We start from the raw sequence: 18146 nt of genomic DNA, 5'->3' as shown, positions 1-18146 counted from the left end.
GGTTCGGGATGCCGGCCGGAAACGCGGCGCGGCGCCGAGGGCAACGGTGACGCGGGTCGGGCAAGCCGGACGATGGGCGGACGGTCGCCACGCGCCGTGCGTGGGCCGTCGCGGGCCTGCGCTCGCGCGGCGGTCGGTCGGACCGGGGCGGTGCGCCATCGGCTGGCCCGCACGACAGGCGGCGCGGGTCGGGGACAGCGTAGGATCGTCAATTGGCCGCGAAAAGGCAAGCTGACCGCGTTGCGTGACGCCGGTTTTTGCCGATTTCGACGAGCGAGGCGAGGCGGGCGATGGCAGAGATCGGGCGTGGGCGGTGCGGCCGGCGGTCGTGATCGGTGATGCTGCTGGAACGGGTTACCGGGTCAGGTGGGCCGGACGAGTTACAGGGGACGCGCGGACCAGACGGGTTACGCAGTGAGCGACACGGGCGATATGGACTCCGCGAGCTTCACGAACGACACGAACGACGCGGCTACACACCCCATACGTCCATACGAGCCACGCACCCACACCCCCCATGCGCTCGCATCCACGCGCACCCCGCCGCCGGCTTACGCGCCCGACTTGCCGGTCGCGCCTGCGTCGCCGCCGGGCGCCGGATTGGCCGGGCAGGGCACGACCGGCACGGCCGTCGCGGCGACCGTCGTCTTGCCGCCTGCCACCGCGCTCGCTCCACTCGCCGCCACCCCACGCCGCGCGGCGATCGCGCGCACGCCGGCCGCGGCCTGCGAGGCAATCGCGTCGAGGGCGCGCCGATGGCCGGCCACCAGCGCATCGAAGCCGCCGGCGACCGGCTCCGCGACGCTCGTGCGGCACGTCATCACCGTCTGCGTGCCGACCGCGCGCACGCTCCACACGGCGTCGATCGCCGCCCGCTTGCCGGGCCACGACTCGAAGCGCTGCACGTTCACGCTGATCCGATACACCGGCACGCCGGCCGGATACGCGGAATTCGCGACGTCGATCGTGCCGAGCTGCGCGGCGAGATCGTCCGACAGCGCGCGGCGGATCTCGTCGGCCGGCGGCGCGGCCCAGCGCTCCTGCTCGAGCACGTCGACCTGCGCGGCGTTGCGCTGCACGACGAACTGGTTCCTCGCGACCTGCTCCGGTACGCCCACCGACGGCACCTCGATCAGGAATGCCGGATTGGCGGGCGCGGTGCGCACGGGCGCGGCGGCGTCGGCCGGGCTCAGCGTGTAGAAGCGCGCGGGCGGCGAGCTGCACGCGCCGAGCGCGAGCACGGCGAACAGCGCGGCTGCGCCGCTCGCGAGCACGTTCACGCGTGTCGTGGTCATGGTTGATCTCCTGGCTTGCCCTTGAGCAGCGATTCGGGATGGCGCTCGAGATAGTCGGCGAGCGCGTTCAGCGATTGCAGCGTGCGCGTGAGCTCCTTCAGCGCGCCGCGCACGTCGGACTGCAGCGGCGAATCCTGCTGCAGCGTCGCCTCGGCGGTCGAGAAGGTCTGCTTGGCGGCCGACAGCGTGTCGCGCGCTTCCGGTGCGACCTGCGTGTCGAGCTGCTTGAACAGCTTGTCGGCGTTCGTGAGCGCGCTGTTCAGGTTCGCGCCGATCTGGTCGAACGGCACCTTGTCGAGCTTCTTCGCGATGTCGGCGACCTGCAGCTGCAGCTCGTCGAGCGTGTTGGGCACGGTCGGCAGCTCGAGCGGCTGGCGCGTCGTGTCCATCTTCACGGCCGCCGCCTTCGGGAAGAAGTCGAGCGCGACGTACAGCTGGCTCGTCAGCAGATTGCCGGTGCGCAGCTGGCCGCGCAGCCCGTGCCTGACGAGGCGCTCGACGATCTCGCGACGGGCCGACTCGCCCTTGTTGCCGATCGTTTCGCGGAAGCGCGGGCCGAGCCGCTCCGGATACACGTTCATCGTGACCGGCATCAGGAAGTTCTTGGTCTTCGGATCGAAGTCGATGCCGATGTTCGTCACTTCGCCGAGCACGATGCCGCGGAAGTCGACCGGCGCGCCCACCGCGAGCCCGCGCAGCGACTGGTTGAAGTTCATCACGACCTGCAGCGGCTCGCCGTCCGGATCGCGCATCGCGTCGCCTTCGTCGGAGCCGAGGCGGAACGTCGTGTTGTTCGGCGCGGTCGCGCCGGTGCGCTGGTTCGGCGGCGTCTGGAATGCGATGCCGCCGAGGATCACCGTCGCGAGCGATTGCGTGTTCAGCTTCAGGCCGCTCGAATCGAGCCGCAGGTCGACGCCGCTCGCCTGCCACCAGCGCGAATTCATGCCGACGTACTGGTCGTACGGCGCATTGACGAACACGTTGAAGGTGACGCCCGTGCCGTCCTTGTCGAGCGAGAAGCCGACCACCTGGCCGACCTGCACGCGACGGTAATAGACCGGCGAGCCGATGTCGACCGAGCCGAGCGAATCGCCGCGCAGCACGTACTGCGTGCCTTTCTGGTCGCGGGTCACGGCGGGCGGCGACTCGAGGCCGATGAAGTCGCTCTGCGCGTCCGGGCCGCGCCCGGCGTCGACGCCGATGTATGCGCCGGACAGCAGCGTGCCGAGCCCCGACACGCCGGTCGTGCCCACGCGCGGCCGCACGATCCAGAAGCGCGAGCCCTTGATCGCGAAGTCCTCGGCCTCCTTCTTCAACTGCACCTGGACGAGCACGCGCGTGAGGTCTTTCGACAGCGTGATCGTCTTGACCGTGCCGATCTCGACGTCCTTGTACTTGACCTGCGTCTTGCCCGGCTCGAGCCCTTCCGCGCTGTGGAAGCTGATCGTGATTTCCGGGCCGCGCTCGCGCACGGACTTGATCACGAGGCCGATACCGATCAGCGCGGCGAGCAGCGGCACGAGCCAGACGAGCGACGGCAGCCAGCCGCCTTTCGTCGAGATTGCCGGGTCGGGCGGCCGGGGCGCGTCGTGCTGCGGGCCTTGCGGACTATTCATGGTGTTTCCCTGAGGTTTCGACTGGATCCCAGATCAGGCGGGGATCGAACTGCATCGACGCGAGCATCGTCAGGATCACGACCGAACCGAACGCGAGCGCGCCGGGACCGGCCGTGATGACGGCGAGCGAACGGAAATGGACGAGCGCGACGGTGAGCGTCACGACGAAGATGTCGAGCATCGACCAGCGGCCGATCCGCTCGACGATCCGGTACAGCAGCGTGCGCTGCAGCGGCCGCCACGTCGCGCGGCGCTGCGCGCTGGTCGCGAGCAGCGTCAGCACGCCGAGCTTGAGCATCGGCACGAGAATGCTCGCGACGAACACGATCACCGCGAGCGGCCAGTCGCCGGAGGTCCAGAAATAGATGACGCCGCTCATGATCGTGTCTTCCTGCGAGCCGACGATCGACGACGTGCGCATGATCGGCAGCAGGTTCGCCGGAATGTACAGGATCACGGCCGCGATCAGCAGCGCCCAGGTGCGCATGACGCTGTCCGGCGTGCGGAAATGCAGCGTGCTGCCGCAGCGCGCGCAATGCGCATGCGCATGGTCGAGCGTCTGCACGAGCCCGCAGGCGTGGCAGCTGGCGTAACCCTCGCGGGCGGCGGTCGGCGTCGTCATCGGCGCGGCGCCTCCGGCAGCGCGGCCGGGTCGGCGGCGGCGGGAGTAGCAGGAGCGGCGGGGGCGCCCGGCGAGCGGCCGGCGCGCAGGTCGTCGGCGATGTCCCACACGGTGCGCGGGTCGAACATCAGCACGACCGCGATCATCAGCGTGAGCGCGCCGAACGCGAACAGCGCCGCGTCGGGCACCACGCGCGCGAGGCTGACCATCTTCACGATCGTCACGACGATCCCGAGCATGAAGACCTCGATCATCCCCCACGGCCGCACGAGCTGGATCGTCCGCAGCACGAGGTTCAGGCCGGGCGGCACGACGCCGCGCCGGATCGGCAGCAGCACGTAGAGCAGCGCGGCCATCTCGACGAGCGGGAACAGCACGGTCGAGCAGAACACCATCACGCCGACGATCGCCATGTCCTGATGCCACAGCGCGTCGATCGCGCCGATCAGCGTCGTCTGCACGCGCGTGCCGTTCAGGTCCATTTCGAGGATCGGGAACGTCTGCGCGATGACGAACGTGACGAGCGCGGCGACCGCGAGCGCGGTGATGCGCTCGATCTGCGTGGTGCTGTTGCGATAGAGCAGCGCGTCGCAACGCGGGCAGCGCGCGATCTGGCGGCCGCTCAGACGCGGTTTATGCAACAGTGCGTCGCATTCGTGACAGGCAATCAGGTCGTATCGTTGCATGGAAAAGGCGGTGTTGCGACGGCTGGGCGGCGCGTCGACGGGGCCGGAACCCGCGCCAATCTTACCAAATCGGTTTTTCGGCGGTGTCAATGCCCGGGCGCGCGGTGACCGGCCGGTAACATGGCGCGAACGTGACAGCCGGCTGGCGTGCCTGTCCTCAGAGTCCGCGCGTCGAGAAAGGTTGCGGTAGCATGGCGCCCTTGACAAGCGTCGGACGAATATACCGGCGCGGCCGTTCGCTCACCTGAGGAACCCACGATGGCATCGAACTCGCTGCCGGCCACCCCGGTACGTTACACGCAAACCGCGATCGCGCTCCATTGGCTGATCGCGGTATTGATCGTCGGCGGCTTCGCGCTCGGCTGGGTGATGACCGACATCCCCGGCTTCACGCCGGCCAAGCTGAAGTACTACTCGTGGCACAAGTGGATCGGCGTGACCGTGTTCGCGCTGGCGCTGATGCGGCTGCTGTGGCGCGCGACCCACGCGGCGCCCGCGCTGCCCGGCGCTACGCCCGCCTGGCAGCGCGCCGCGTCGCACGGCGTCCACATGCTGCTATACGCGCTGATGCTCGCGATCCCCGTCACCGGCTATCTGTACAGCTCCGCGTCGAACATCCCGGTCGTCTACCTCGGCATCGTGCCGCTGCCGCGCCTGATCGACCCCGATCCGGTGCTGAAGGAGACGCTGAAGACGCTCCACGTGGCGTTGAATTACATTCTGCTTGCGCTGGTGTCGCTGCACGTGCTGGCGGCGCTCAAGCATCAGGTGCTGGACCGCGACAGGCTGCTGTCGCGCATGCTTCCCTTTGCCAAATGAAGGAACCCATGAAAGTGACTTTCTCCCGCTCCGTGCTGACCGCATTCGCCGCGGCGTCGCTCGCCGCGTCGGCCGCCGCGCACGCCGACGTCGACCTCGCGAAGAGCAAGGTGTCCGCCGTGTCGAAGCAGATGAACGTGCCGACCGAAGGCGCGTTCCGGAAGTTCTCCGCGCAGGTGAAGTTCGACCCGGCGAAAGCCGCGCAGGGCAGCGCGCAGGTGACGATCGACATCGCGAGCTTCGACCTCGGCGACAAGATGTACAACGACCAGGTCGCCGGCAAGGACTGGTTCGACGCCAAAACGTATCCGCAGGCGACCTTCGCGTCGAGCGCGATCGCGCCGGCCGGCGGCAACAAGTACAACGTGACCGGCAAGCTGACGATCAAGGGCAAGTCGGAGAACGTCACGGTGCCCGTGACGGTCACCCAGAGCGGCGCGACGCAGACCTTCGACGGCGTGCTGCCGATCAAGCGCTCCGCGTTCAACGTCGGCACCGGCGAATGGAAGGACACGTCGATCGTCGCCGACGAAGTGCAGATCAAGTTCCATCTCGTCGCGACGAAGTAAGCGGCGGGGTCCCGCATCACCCGTATCACGTGCCTCACCCGAATGCCGCGCAAGCGCGCGGCGCCGTTCCAAGGAGAAAAAGTTGAAAAAGCATCTGATCATCGCCGCGGGCGCGCTGGCAGCCTCGCTGTCGTTCTCGGCCTTCGCCGAAAGCGCGACTTACCAGTTCGACCCGAGCCACACGTACCCGAGCTTCGAGGCCGACCACTTCGGCGGCCTGTCGGTCTGGCGCGGCAAGTTCGACAAGTCGAGCGGCACCGTGACGCTCGACCGCGCGGCGAAGACGGGTACGGTCGACGTGACGACCGAAATCGCGTCGATCCACACCGGCAGCGCGAAGCTCGACGAGCACCTGCAGACGGCCGATTTCTTCGATGCGGCCAAGTTCCCGCAGGCGGTCTACAAGGGCGCGATCAAGTTCGACGGCGACAAGCCGGTGTCGGTGGTCGGCAACCTGACGCTGCACGGCGTGACGAAGCCGCTGACGCTGAAGATCGACTCGTTCAAGTGCATGCCGCATCCGATGCTCAAGCGTGAAGTGTGCGGCGTCGATGCCGTCGGCGAATTCAACCGCGACGAGTTCGGCCTCGATTACGGCAAGCAGTACGGCTTCAAGATGGCGACCAAGCTGCTGATCACGGCCGAAGCCGTCAAGCAGTAACGAGTAACGCGACCGCGGCCTTCGCGCCGCGCGCCGCCTGCGAGCCGCCGCGTTCCCGTTGCCGGGCGCGGCGGCTTTTTTGCGCGCCTATAATCGGCGGCATCGCGCGGCGCGGCCCCGCCCCGCACGCGTCGAATACGACGTAGAACGACAGGAGATCGCCGATGGATGCCGTCACGCAGTCCCGCTCCATTGCTTCGTCGCCGCGCGTGTGGCGCGCGGTGGTCGCCGCGTCGATCGGCAATGCGCTCGAGTGGTTCGATCTGGTGGTCTACGGCTTCTTCGCGGTGACGATCTCGCGCCTGTTCTTTCCCGCCGGCAACGACACCGTGTCGCTGCTGCTCACGCTCGGCACCTTCGGCGTGTCGTTCTTCATGCGCCCGCTCGGCGCGATCGTGCTCGGCGCGTACGCCGACCGCGCGGGCCGCAAGGCCGCGCTCACGCTGTCGATCCTGCTGATGATGGCCGGCACGTTCGTGATCGCGGTGCTGCCGACCTACCGGACGATCGGCGTCGCCGCGCCGTTGATCCTCGTCGCCGCGCGGCTGATCCAGGGCTTCTCGGCGGGCGGCGAATTCGGCAGCGCGACCGCGTTCCTGGCCGAGCACGTGCCCGGCCGGCGCGGCTTCTTCGCGAGCTGGCAGGTCGCGAGCCAGGGGCTCACGACGCTGCTCGCCGCCGCCTTCGGCACCGTGCTGAACGCGCAGCTCACCGCCGCGCAGATGGCCGCATGGGGCTGGCGCGTGCCGTTCTTCTTCGGGCTGCTGCTCGGGCCGGTCGCGTACTACATCCGCGCGAAGGTCGACGAGACGCCCGAATTCCTCGCGGCCGACGTCACGGCGAACCCGCTGCGCGACACGTTCGCGTCGCACAAGGCGCGGCTCGTCGCCGCGATCGGCGCGGTCGTGCTCGGCACCGTCGCGACCTATCTCGTGCTGTTCATGCCGACCTATGGCGTGAAGCAGCTCGGCCTCGCGCCGTCGGCCGCGTTCGCGGCGATCCTCGTCGTCGGCGTGATCCAGATGGCGTTCGCGCCGCTCGTCGGCCACTGGTCGGATCGCTATGGCCGCGTGCGCGTGATGCTGGCGCCGGCCATCGGCTTTCTCGTGCTGATCTATCCGGCGTTCGCGTATCTGGTCGCGCATCCGGGCTTCGGCACGCTGATCGCGCTGCAGGTGCTGCTCGCGTTCCTGATGACCGGCTATTTCGCGGCGCTGCCCGGGCTGCTGTCCGAAGTGTTTCCGGTGCAGACGCGCACGACCGGCATGTCGCTCGCGTACAACGTCGCGGTCACCGTGTTCGGCGGCTTCGGGCCGTTCATCATCGCGTGGCTGATCCGCGCGACCGGGACCAACACCGCGCCGAGCTTCTACCTGATGTTCGCGGCCGTGCTGAGCATCGCGGCGCTGGTCGTGTTGAGGCGGCGCTTCGGGTTTCGCTGAGCGCGCGTCAGTCGTCGCGGCGCTCGCATACCGGCTGGGCCGGCATCAGCTGCGCGGGCGCGGCGACGGTCTGCACCGGCCGCCCGGCGAGCGCGGCCAGCGCCTGGCGCAGCTGCCAGTCCGCGGCCGTGCCGAATTCGCGCTGCGGCAGCGCCGCGCTCTTCGACATCTCGACCTTCGCGCGCACGCGCGCGTCGCGCAGCTTGCGCCGGGCGTCGCGCACCGTGGCGAACGGATCGGGCGCGAGCCGGTCCGCATACGGCGCACGCGCGAGATCGACCTCGCGGTACCACAGCAGCACGCCGTCGACGTCCGAGTCGCGGCGCGGCGGGACGAGCCAGTCGGGCACGACGCCGTAGCCGTCCATCGGGCAGCCGTTCGGCCGCAGGTTGCGCGCGAACGTCAGATTGAGCCGCGTGCCGTCGATCAGATCGACGCCCGTCTGCGCGAGCCCCTTGCCGTAGGTCGGCATGCCGAGCAGCCGCGCGCGCCCGAGATCGCGCAGCGCGGCCGCGGTCGCTTCGGCCGCCGACGCGCTCTGGCCGTCGACGAGCACGACGAGCGGCACGGTGCGCCACCAGTCGTCGGCCTGCAGCGGCGCGAGCGGATCCTGACCGTGCATCACCGGCAGTTCGTAGTCCGGCCAGTTGGTCGTGATGCGGCGGCGGTTCCTGCCGTCGCGTTCGAGCGTCACCATCGCGGTGCGCTCGCGCCCGGCGAACAGCGCGGTGATGCCGATCGCCGCATTCAGCGCGCCGCCGCCATTGATGCGCAGATCGAGGATCACGCCTTTCACCGGCGGACCATTGCGGCGCGCGGCCTCGACCGCGTCGATGTAGTTGCCGACCGCGGGCTCGGGGAAGCTCGACAGCCGCGTGTACAGGATGTCGCCGGCGAGCCGCTTCGCGCTCGCCGGGTGCGGGCGGACGATCGCGCGCACCGGCGCGACGACGAGCGTCGCCTGCCCGGGGCCGCGCCGTATCGTCAGCTTCAGCGGCACGCCCGCGTCGCCTTTCGCGAGCTTCACGACGTCGGCGCTGTCGAGCCCGACCACGCTCTGGTCGTTCATCGCGACGACGAGATCGTCGGGCCGCACGCCGGCCTTCTCCGCGGGCGCGTCGGGAATCACGTCGATGATGTGCAGGCCGTCGGGCCGCGTCTCGAACACGATGCCGATGCCCGGCGTGCCGTCGCGCGCGCGACGCTCGTCGTCGAGCTGCTGCCGGCGCTCGGCCGCGTTGAAGAAGCGCGCGTACGGCAGCGTCTTGATCCCGGCGTGCACGGTCGCGTCGAGCAGCGCGCCGATGTCGACGTCGGTCAGATGCTGCTTCTTCAGCACTTCGATCGCCGATTTCAGTTCGCAGAGCTGCGCTTCCCAGTCGGGCGGACACGGTGACGGTAGCGGCGCGGCGGCGGGCGCGGGCATGGCGGTGGTTGCGGTAGTGGCGCTGGCCGGGACGGTTTGCGCGAGCGCCGCGGGCGCTAATTCGAATGCAAATGCAATGAACACCGCCGCGGTGATCGCACCGGTGCGCGACGCGACGACGCGACGAATGGCAGGCATGACGGGGTTCATGAGGAGCGCGGCTTCGGCGAGTGGGGGACGGGGCGGGGCGGTGTCGCGATTGTAGCCGACGCCCGCGCGGCGGCATCGCGATAGGCGACAGGCGGCAAGCGGCAAACCGCACGCCGATAAAAAAAGGCCGGTCCCTGAGGAACCGGCCTTTCGCTACTTCGGAAAGCGGCCGAAAAAGCCGCCGAAAAAGCCCCCAAACGCCGCGCCGCTCAAACCTGCGCGCCCGCGTTCGGATCGTCCGGATCGTGGGCCGTCTTCTTTTCCTTGACGAGGTCTTCGCGCTTGATGCCGAGCCACATCGCGAGCGAGCCCGCGACGAACACCGACGAGTAGATGCCGAACATGATGCCGACCGTCAGCGCGAGTGCGAAGTAGTGCAGCGTCGGGCCGCCGAAGAAGAACATCGACAGCACCATCATTTCCGTCGACGTGTGCGTGATGATCGTACGCGACATGGTGGTCGTGATCGCGTGGTTGATCACTTCCTGCACGCTCATCTTGCGTTCGCGGCGGAACGTCTCGCGGATCCGGTCGAAAATGACCACCGATTCGTTGACCGAGTAGCCGAGCACCGCGAGGATCGCCGCGAGCACCGCCAGCGAGAACTCCCACTGGAAGAACGCGAAGAAGCCGAGAATGATCACGACGTCGTGCAGGTTGGCGATGATGCCGGCGACCGCGTACTTCCATTCGAAGCGGAACGACAGGTAGATCACGATGCCGATCACGACGCACGCGAGCGCGAGCAGCCCGTCGGTCGCGAGCTCGCGGCCGACCTGCGGGCCGACGAACTCGACGCGCTGCAGCGTCACGTCGGGGCTCTGCGCCTTCAGCGCGGCCATCACCTGGTCGCTCTGCTGCGCGGACGTGAGACCTTGCTTGAGCTGCAGGCGGATCAGCACGTTGCGCGACGTGCCGAAGTTCTGCACCTGCGCATCGGCGTAGCCGAGCTTGCCGAGCGTGTCGCGCACGGGTTCGAGCTGCGCGGCCTGCTGGTACTGGACCTCGATCACCGTGCCGCCGGTGAATTCGACGGACAGGTGCAGCCCTCGGTGGAACAGGAAGAACACGGCGGCGATGAACGTGACCAGCGAGATCACGTTGAACACCAGCGCGTGCCGCATGAACGGAATGTCTTTACGGATGCGGAAAAATTCCATGGCTTCGTCTCCGGCGCCTTATTGGGTCGAGCCCGGTTTCTTCGGCGGCACGCCTGGCTGCGCGCGGTTGCGCAGCTGCGGCTTGCCGGCGCGCGGCCCATTGCCTTTCGCGGGCGCGGCGAGCTTCGCGGCGCGCGCGGTGTCGGTCGATTCGTCGGCTGCCGCGAACGTCGCGCCGGCCGCCGCGCCTTCCGGCTTCCACACCTGGCCGATCGCGAGCGACTTCAGCTTCTTGCGGCCGCCGTACCAGAGGTTGACGATCCCGCGCGAGAAGAACACCGCGGAGAACATCGACGTCAGGATGCCGAGGCAGTGCACGATCGCGAACGCGCGCACCGGGCCCGAGCCGAACGCGAGCAGCGCGAGGCCGGCGATCAGCGTCGTCACGTTGGAGTCGAGAATCGTCGCCCAGGCGTGCGCGTAGCCCGACTGGATCGCGAGCTGCGGCGGCTGGCCGGCGCGCAGTTCTTCACGCACGCGCTCGTTGATCAGCACGTTCGAGTCGATCGCCATGCCGAGCGCGAGCGCGATTGCCGCGATGCCCGGCAGCGTCAGCGTCGCCTGCATCAGCGACAGCACCGCGACGAGCAGCAGCAGGTTCACCGACAGGCCGATCACCGAGATCACGCCGAACAGCATGTAGTACGCGACCATGAACACGGCGATCGCGCAGAAGCCCCAGATCACCGAGTGGACGCCCATCTTGATGTTGTCCGCGCCGAGGCTCGGGCCGATCGTGCGTTCTTCGATGATGTCCATCGGTGCGGCGAGCGAGCCGGCGCGCAGCAGCAGCGCGAGGTCGGCCGCGGCCTGCGGCGTCGGCTGGCCGGTGATCTGGAAGCGGTCGCCGAGTTCGGACTGGATCGTCGCGACCGTCAGCACTTCGCCCTTGCCCTTCTCGAACAGCACCATCGCCATCGGCTTGCCGATGTTCTCGCGCGACACCGCGCGCACCGAGCGGCCGCCCGCCGAGTCGAGACGGATGTTGACCGACGGACGCTGGTGTTCGTCGAAGCCGGCCGACGCGTCGATGATGCGGTCGCCGGTGAAGATCACGTCCTTCTTCAGCAGCACGGGCGCCTGGTTGCCCTGCGTGAACAGTTCCTCGCCCGGCGGCACCGGGTCGTTCGGGTTCGGGTGCGTGTTGATCGGATCGGCGAGGCGCGCCTCGAGCGTCGCGGTGCGGCCGATGATGTCCTTCGCCTTCGCGGTGTCCTGCACGCCCGGCAGCTCGACGACGATGCGGTCGCTGCCTTGCTGCTGCAGGATCGGCTCGGACACGCCGAGCTCGTTCACGCGATTGTGCAGCGTGGTCAGGTTCTGCTTGAGCGCGGCGTCCTCGACGGACTTCTGCACGGCCGGCGTGAAGGTGCCGACCACTTGCGTGCCGCCGCCGCCCGGCTGGGTCGCCCATTGCAGTTCGGTGATCGACGCGGCGAGCGCCTTGAGCGCGTCTTCGGCCGTCTGCGCGTCGCTGAAATTCACGACGACGGACTGATCGACGCGGCTCACGCCGCCGTCGCGGATGTTCTTGTCGCGCAGCAAGGCGCGCGCGTCGGTCGCGTCGGAGTCGAGCTTCTTCGTCAGCGCGCCGGTCATGTCGACCTGCAGCAGGAAGTGGACGCCGCCGCGCAGGTCGAGGCCGAGGTACATCGGCAGCGCGTGGATGGCCGTCAGCCAGCGCGGCGACGCGCTCTGCAGGTTCAGCGCGACGACGTACTGCGGATCGTTCGGGTCGGTATTCAGCGACTTCTGCAGCAGGTCCTTGACGCGCAGCTGCGTATCGGTGTCCTTCAGGCGCACGCGGATGTTCGCGTTGGTCGCCGTGTTCTCGAAGGTCACGTCGTCCGGCTTGATCTGTGCGGACGCGAGCGCGGCTTCGACCTGGGTCAGCGTGGCCGAGTCGAGCTTGACCGTGGCCTTGCCGCTCGACACCTGCACCGCCGGCGCTTCGCCGAAGAAGTTGGGCAATGTGTACAGAAAGCCGATGGCGAGCGCCACGACCATCACGACATATTTCCAGATTGGATAACGATTCATGAGGGGGCCGAACGGATGGTTGGCGTGAAAGCGTCGCGTCCGGCGCCGCGCCGGCCCGCGCTGTCAGGCGGGCACGACGCGGGGAGCCGGACGCTCGTTGAAAGCCTTACAGCGACTTGATCGTGCCCTTCGGCAGAATGGTCGTGACCGCAGACTTCTGCACGGTGATTTCGGTGCCTTCGGCGATCTCGACGCCGATGTAGCCTTCGGAAACCTTCGTCACCTTGCCGACGAGGCCGCCGCTCGTGACGACTTCGTCGCCCTTCGCCATGGCCGCGAGCATGTTGCGGTGCTCCTTCTGGCGCTTCATCTGCGGACGGATCATGATGAAGTACAGCACCGCGAACATCAGGATGAGCGGCAGGAAGCTCATCAGGCTCGATTCGGCGCCACCGGCACCTTGCGCGAAGGCATTGGAAATGAACGGCACGTTGGTCTCTCCGTAGGGGAAGATCGAAAAATAAGCCGGTTATTCTACCACCGGCCCCAAGCGCAAACGGCGCAGCAAATGCGCTTTCGGATCAAGCTGTTAAAGCACGAACCGGCACCGCTGTCGCGCGTCTGGAAAGCTGATTGTAATATTCGCCGGCCGCGACTGCCGGTTGCGGCGCGCGAAACGGGTTGCGATACGGGCTGCGATACGGGCTGTTATGCCGGTCGTGATACGGGCCGCGCGCATGCACGGCCGGCGCGCCGTCCGTTCAGTCGACCCCGGTCGCGCGATCCTGCGCGAAGCGCTGGCGGAACGCGTCGAACGTATGCGTTTCGATCGCTTCGCGAATCTCGCTCATCAGCTGCAGGTAGTAGTGCAGGTTGTGGATCGTGTTCAGCTGCGCGCCGAGGATTTCGCCGACGCGATGCAGATGGTGCAGATAGCCGCGCGAGAAGTTCCGGCACGTGTAGCAGCTGCAGGTCGGATCGAGCGGCTTCAGCGAATTCTTGTGCGTCGCGTTGCGGATCTTCACGTCGCCGAAGCGCGTGAACAGCCAGCCGTTGCGCGCGTTGCGGGTCGGCATCACGCAGTCGAACATGTCGATGCCGTTCGCGACGCCGTCGACCAGGTCTTCCGGCGTGCCGACGCCCATCAGGTAGTGCGGCTTGTCGGCCGGCAGCTTCGGGCCGACGTGCCGCAGCACGCGCATCATGTCTTCCTTCGGCTCGCCGACCGACAGCCCGCCGATCGCGAGGCCGTGAAAGCCGAGCTCCGACAGGCCCGCGAGCGATTCGTCGCGCAGATCCTCGAACATCCCGCCCTGGACGATCCCGAACAGCGCGTTCGGATTGCCGAGCCGGTCGAATTCGTCGAGCGAGCGCTTCGCCCAGCGCAGCGACATGCGCATCGAATCGGCCGCTTCCTTGTGCGTGGTCGGCACGCCGTTGGTCGCGTACGGCGTGCACTCGTCGAACTGCATCACGATGTCGGAGTTCAGCACCTTCTGGATCTGCATCGACACTTCCGGCGACAGGAACAGCTTGTCGCCGTTGATCGGCGACGCGAACGTGACGCCGTCCTCGGTGATCTTGCGCAGGTCGCCGAGCGAGAACACCTGGAAGCCGCCCGAGTCGGTCAGGATCGGCTTGTTCCAGCCCATGAAGCGGTGCAGCCCGCCGTGCGCGTCGATGGTGTCGAGGCCGGGGCGCAGCCACAGGTGGAAGGTGTTGCCGAGGATGATCTGCGCGTTGATCTCGTGCAGCTCGCGCGGCTGGATCGCCTTGACCGTGCCGTACGTGCCGACCGGCATGAAGATCGGCGTCTCGACCACGCCGTGGTTGAGCTTGACGCGGCCGCGGCGCGCGTGGCCGTCGGTGGTCAGCAGCTCGAATTCGAGCCCGTTGGCCGGGCGTTCGTGCACGTCGGCGCTCGCGTGCGTGTCGTGGGATGAACCTTCGGTCATCGCGTGATTCTCCTTGCTACCGGAAAACAGTCCGGCGCATGTTGCGAAACGCCGCCCGGAAAGGGCGGCGGGAAAAAAGCGGTCGCGGCGGCGCGTGGCGCGCGCGGCGGTGAAACAGCGGTGAAACGGCGGTGAAGCGATGGCGAAGCGGCCGCGCTTACGCGTGCTCCGGCGTGTCGCGCCGTGTGAGCAGCATCGCGTCGCCGTAGCTGAAGAACCGGTAGCGCTCGTCGATCGCGTGCCGGTACGCGGCGCGGATCGTCTCGACGCCCGCGAACGCGGACACCAGCATCAGCAGCGTCGATTTCGGCAGGTGGAAATTCGTCACCAGCCGGTCGACGACGCGAAAACGGTAGCCGGGCGTGATGAAGATGTCGGTTTCGTCCTGGGTTGCCGCGAGCGGCCGGCCGGCGGCTTCGGCGCTGCGCGCCGCGGCTTCGAGCGCGCGCATCGACGTCGTGCCGACCGCGATCACGTTGCCGCCGCGCGCGCGGGTCGCGGCGATCTTGTCGACCAGCGACTGCGGCAGGTCGTACCACTCGCTGTGCATTCGGTGCTCGGCGATGTTCTCGACGCGCACCGGCTGGAACGTGCCGGCGCCCACGTGCAGCGTCAGCGTCGCGCGCTCGACGCCCATCGCGTCGAGCTTCTCCAGCAGCGGCTGGTCGAAATGGAGGCCGGCCGTCGGTGCGGCGACCGCGCCCGGGTTGCTCGCATAGACGGTCTGATAGCGCGTCTCGTCGGTCGCGTCGGCGTCGTGCTCGATGTACGGCGGCAGCGGCAGCCGGCCGTACTGCTCGATCAGCGTGAGGCACGGCTGCGGGAAGTGCAGCGTGAAGAACGGCTCGACGCGTTCGCCGACCGTCACGTCGAACGCGTCGGCCAGCCGCAGCGTCGTGCCGGCGCCCGGCGACTTGCTCGCGCGGATCTGCGCGAGCGCCGTGTGCGTGCCGGTCACGCGCTCGATCAGCACCTCGATCTTGCCGCCGCTGGCCTTCTGGCCGAAGAAGCGCGCCTTCAGCACCTTGGTATCGTTGAACACGAGCAGGTCGCCGCGCGCGATGCACGACGGCAGCTCGGCGAAGCGGCGATCGACGAGGCGCGCGGGCGCCACGGTGCCGTCGACCTCGAGCAGGCGGCTCGCGGTGCGCTCGGGCAGCGCGGTTTGGGCAATCAGCTCGGGCGGCAGATTGAAATCGAAATCGGAGAGCGTGAACATGCGGGCTGGTTCGGAACGGCCGGCGGGCGCCGCCGACAAGGCGGAAATGCGTGAATGGCGCGCGCGAGCCGCTATGATGGCGGGGTCCGCGGCCTGGCCGGCGTCGTTCGTTCGGACGACGTGAAAGCCGCTATTGTACTTGCCTTGTGAAGCACCCTGACGATCCGATGCCTGTGTCACCACGCCGTAGCGCCGCCACCGTTGCCGATTCAGCCGATCCCGCCGATCCGTTCGACGCGGACACCGCCGCGTCGCCCGGCCCGGGCGGCCAGCCGGAAGGTGCGCCGGCGCGCCGCGCGAGCCCGCGGCGCCGCGCCGACGGGCGGCTCGCGCAGCCGGCCGCCGCGCAGCAGGCCGATGCCGATGCCGCAGCGGCCGGCGACGGCGACGCAGCCGGCGCGGCCGCCACCGGCGCCGCAGCTCCGAAGCGCAAGAAGAAGCCGGCCGCCGACAAGCCCGTGAAGACGGCCGACAAGCTCGCCAAGCTCGGCCTTACCCGCTCGATCGACCTCGTGCTGCATCTGCCGATGCGCTACGAGGACGAAACCACGCTCACGCCGATCGACGAGCTGCTGCCGGGCGGCATCGCGCAGACCGAAGGCGTCGTGTTCGACAACGAAGTCGCATATCGGCCGCGCCGCCAGCTGGTCGTGAAGATCCGCGACGACGACGGCGCGCAGCTCGTGCTGCGCTTCCTGAATTTCTACGGCTCGCAGGTCAAGCAGATGGCCGTCGGCCAGCGGTTGCGCGTGCGCGGCGACGTGCGCGGCGGCTTCTTCGGGATGGAGATGGTGCATCCGGTCGTGCGCGTGGTCGAAGCCGATGCGCCGCTGCCGCAGGTGCTCACGCCCGTTTATCCGAGCACGGCCGGCGTGTCGCAGGCGTATCTGCGCAAGGCGATCGAAAACGCGGTCGAGCGCACGCCGCTGCCGGAGCTGCTGCCGCCCGAGATCGAGCGCGACTACCTGAAGCCGCTCGGCGTGCCGACGCTCGCGCAGGCCGTGCGCATCCTGCATCACCCCGGCGTCGATTCCGACGAGGCGGCGCTGATGGACGGCTCGCACCCGGCCTGGACGCGCATCAAGTTCGAGGAGCTGCTCGCGCAGCAGCTGTCGCTCAAGCGCGCGCACGAGGAGCGCCGCACGCGCTCGGCGCCGGCGATGCCGCGCCGCGCCGCGGACGACGCCGGCTCGCTGACCACCCGTCTGTACGCGGCGCTGCCGTTCACGCTGACCGGCGCGCAGTCGCGCGTCGTCGACGAGATCGCGCACGACCTGACGCTGCCGCACCCGATGCAGCGGCTGCTGCAGGGCGACGTCGGCAGCGGCAAGACGGTCGTCGCCGCGCTGGCCGCGACGCAGGCGATCGACGCCGGTTACCAGGCCGCGCTGATGGCGCCGACCGAAATCCTCGCGGAACAGCATGCGCGCAAACTGCGCGCATGGCTCGAGCCGCTCGGCGTCTCGGTCGCCTGGCTCGCGGGCAGCCTGAAGGCGAAGGAGAAGCGCGCGGCGATCGAAGCCGCGGCGCTCGGCACCGCGCAGCTCGTGATCGGCACGCACGCGATCATCCAGGACACCGTCGAGTTCGCGCGGCTCGGGCTCGTGATCGTCGACGAGCAGCATCGCTTCGGCGTCGAGCAGCGTCTCGCGCTGCGCGCGAAGGCGGCGAACGCGGCCAACGGCGCGCGCGACTTCCAGCCGCACCAGCTGATGATGTCGGCCACGCCGATCCCTCGCACGCTCGCGATGACGTACTACGCCGATCTCGAAGTGTCGACGATCGACGAGCTGCCGCCGGGCCGCACGCCGGTGCTCACGCGGCTCGTCGCCGACGCGCGGCGCGGCGAGGTGATCGCGCGCGTGCGCGAGGCCGCGCTGACCGGGCGTCAGGTCTACTGGGTGTGTCCGCTGATCGAGGAGAGCGAGACGCTGCAGCTGCAGACGGCCGTCGAGACCTACGAGACGCTCGCCGCGGCGCTGCCCGAGCTGAAGGTCGGGCTCGTGCACGGCCGGCTGTCGCCCGCCGACAAGGCGGCCGTGATGGACGCGTTCACGCGCAACGACGTGCAGCTGCTGGTCGCGACGACCGTGATCGAAGTCGGCGTCGACGTGCCGAACGCGTCGCTGATGGTGATCGAGCACGCGGAGCGCTTCGGCCTCGCGCAGCTGCACCAGCTGCGCGGCCGGGTCGGGCGCGGCACCGCGGCGTCGGTGTGCGTGCTGCTGTACTCGGGGCCGCTGTCGCTCGCCGGCCGCGAGCGGCTCAAGACGATGCGCGAGACGACCGACGGCTTCGAGATCGCGCGGCGTGATCTCGAGATCCGCGGGCCCGGTGAATTCCTCGGCGCCCGCCAGTCGGGCGCGGCGATGCTGCGCTTCGCGAACCTCGAGACCGACGGCTGGCTGATCGATCCGGCGCGCGACGCGGCGGCGCGGCTGATCGCCGCGTATCCGGACGTGGTCACGCAGCATCTCGCGCGCTGGCTCGGCGCGCGCGAACAGTACCTGAAGGCCTGACCGGTCGGCGCGGGGCCGGATCGAAAA

16 protein-coding genes are annotated in these 18146 nt (G+C 68.8%); 5 read left to right on the top strand and 11 right to left on the bottom strand.

The genetic code is table 11. The features are described 5' to 3' along the window. Window positions 1-551: 551 nt before the first annotated feature. From C3Y15_RS22390 to C3Y15_RS22375, 4 genes are read right to left on the bottom strand one after another with little or no spacing between them, the layout of a single operon-like run. Complete coding sequence (locus tag C3Y15_RS22390) at window positions 552-1295, bottom strand: PqiC family protein (protein WP_011883307.1); 744 nt, start codon at window positions 1293-1295, stop codon at window positions 552-554. Further along, window positions 1292-2911, bottom strand: coding sequence for an MlaD family protein (locus C3Y15_RS22385; RefSeq protein ID WP_011883308.1), 1620 nt, complete (start codon window positions 2909-2911; stop codon window positions 1292-1294). The genes C3Y15_RS22390 and C3Y15_RS22385 overlap by 4 nt, the downstream gene beginning before the upstream one ends. Further along, the gene (locus C3Y15_RS22380; protein ID WP_011883309.1) at window positions 2904-3533 is read right to left on the bottom strand and encodes a paraquat-inducible protein A; all 630 of its coding nucleotides are present in this window, start codon (window positions 3531-3533) and stop codon (window positions 2904-2906) included. The genes C3Y15_RS22385 and C3Y15_RS22380 overlap by 8 nt, the downstream gene beginning before the upstream one ends. Next, the gene (locus tag C3Y15_RS22375; protein ID WP_011883310.1) at window positions 3530-4219 is read right to left on the bottom strand and encodes a paraquat-inducible protein A; all 690 of its coding nucleotides are present in this window, start codon (window positions 4217-4219) and stop codon (window positions 3530-3532) included. The genes C3Y15_RS22380 and C3Y15_RS22375 overlap by 4 nt, the downstream gene beginning before the upstream one ends. 258 nt (window positions 4220-4477) lie before the next feature. Between C3Y15_RS22375 and C3Y15_RS22370 the strand changes: the two genes are divergently transcribed. From C3Y15_RS22370 to C3Y15_RS22360, 3 genes are all read left to right on the top strand, one after another. After that, entirely contained in the window at window positions 4478-5038 is a 561-nt protein-coding gene (locus C3Y15_RS22370) for a cytochrome b (protein ID WP_124260092.1), read from the top strand. 8 nt (window positions 5039-5046) lie between these two features. Next, complete coding sequence (locus C3Y15_RS22365) at window positions 5047-5607, top strand: YceI family protein (protein ID WP_011883312.1); 561 nt, start codon at window positions 5047-5049, stop codon at window positions 5605-5607. A gap of 82 nt (window positions 5608-5689) precedes the next feature. Further along, window positions 5690-6268, top strand: coding sequence for a YceI family protein (locus C3Y15_RS22360; protein ID WP_045578524.1), 579 nt, complete (start codon window positions 5690-5692; stop codon window positions 6266-6268). Here C3Y15_RS22360 and C3Y15_RS22355 read toward each other — a convergent pair. Further along, a complete protein-coding gene (locus C3Y15_RS22355; protein WP_124260091.1) occupies window positions 6258-6446 on the bottom strand; it encodes a hypothetical protein in 189 nt (62 codons plus the stop codon). The two genes, C3Y15_RS22360 and C3Y15_RS22355, sit on opposite strands and share 11 nt — an antisense overlap. Between C3Y15_RS22355 and C3Y15_RS22350 the strand changes: the two genes are divergently transcribed. Beyond that, window positions 6433-7710: an MFS transporter gene (locus C3Y15_RS22350; protein WP_034194441.1), complete on the top strand. Its 1278-nt coding sequence runs from the start codon at window positions 6433-6435 to the stop codon at window positions 7708-7710. The two genes, C3Y15_RS22355 and C3Y15_RS22350, sit on opposite strands and share 14 nt — an antisense overlap. Before the next feature lie 7 nt (window positions 7711-7717). Here C3Y15_RS22350 and C3Y15_RS22345 read toward each other — a convergent pair whose 3' ends face one another. From C3Y15_RS22345 to queA, 6 genes are all read right to left on the bottom strand, one after another. Next, window positions 7718-9136, bottom strand: coding sequence for a S41 family peptidase (locus C3Y15_RS22345; protein ID WP_059694046.1), 1419 nt, complete (start codon window positions 9134-9136; stop codon window positions 7718-7720). Between the two features lie 359 nt (window positions 9137-9495). Continuing rightward, entirely contained in the window at window positions 9496-10446 is a 951-nt protein-coding gene (secF, locus tag C3Y15_RS22340; RefSeq protein WP_011883316.1) for a protein translocase subunit SecF, read from the bottom strand. A gap of 18 nt (window positions 10447-10464) precedes the next feature. Next, window positions 10465-12486: a protein translocase subunit SecD gene (gene secD / locus C3Y15_RS22335; RefSeq protein ID WP_059474733.1), complete on the bottom strand. Its 2022-nt coding sequence runs from the start codon at window positions 12484-12486 to the stop codon at window positions 10465-10467. Between the two features lie 106 nt (window positions 12487-12592). Beyond that, on the bottom strand, window positions 12593-12916 hold the full coding sequence (gene yajC, locus C3Y15_RS22330) for a preprotein translocase subunit YajC (protein WP_011883318.1): 324 nt from the start codon (window positions 12914-12916) through the stop codon (window positions 12593-12595). Window positions 12917-13187: 271 nt separating this feature from the next. Beyond that, on the bottom strand, window positions 13188-14381 hold the full coding sequence (gene tgt, locus C3Y15_RS22325) for a tRNA guanosine(34) transglycosylase Tgt (protein ID WP_034194442.1): 1194 nt from the start codon (window positions 14379-14381) through the stop codon (window positions 13188-13190). Between the two features lie 157 nt (window positions 14382-14538). After that, complete coding sequence (gene queA, locus C3Y15_RS22320) at window positions 14539-15600, bottom strand: tRNA preQ1(34) S-adenosylmethionine ribosyltransferase-isomerase QueA (protein ID WP_059888942.1); 1062 nt, start codon at window positions 15598-15600, stop codon at window positions 14539-14541. A 167-nt stretch (window positions 15601-15767) separates the two neighbouring features. On the opposite strand from queA, the gene recG reads away from it, so the two are divergent. Further along, window positions 15768-18119: an ATP-dependent DNA helicase RecG gene (gene recG / locus C3Y15_RS22315; RefSeq protein ID WP_059624060.1), complete on the top strand. Its 2352-nt coding sequence runs from the start codon at window positions 15768-15770 to the stop codon at window positions 18117-18119. Window positions 18120-18146 lie beyond the last annotated feature (27 nt).

This window comes from Burkholderia sp. B10 (assembly GCF_004368385.1).
GTDB lineage: Bacteria > Pseudomonadota > Gammaproteobacteria > Burkholderiales > Burkholderiaceae > Burkholderia > Burkholderia vietnamiensis.
This window is presented reverse-complemented; position numbering and strand designations above follow the sequence as displayed.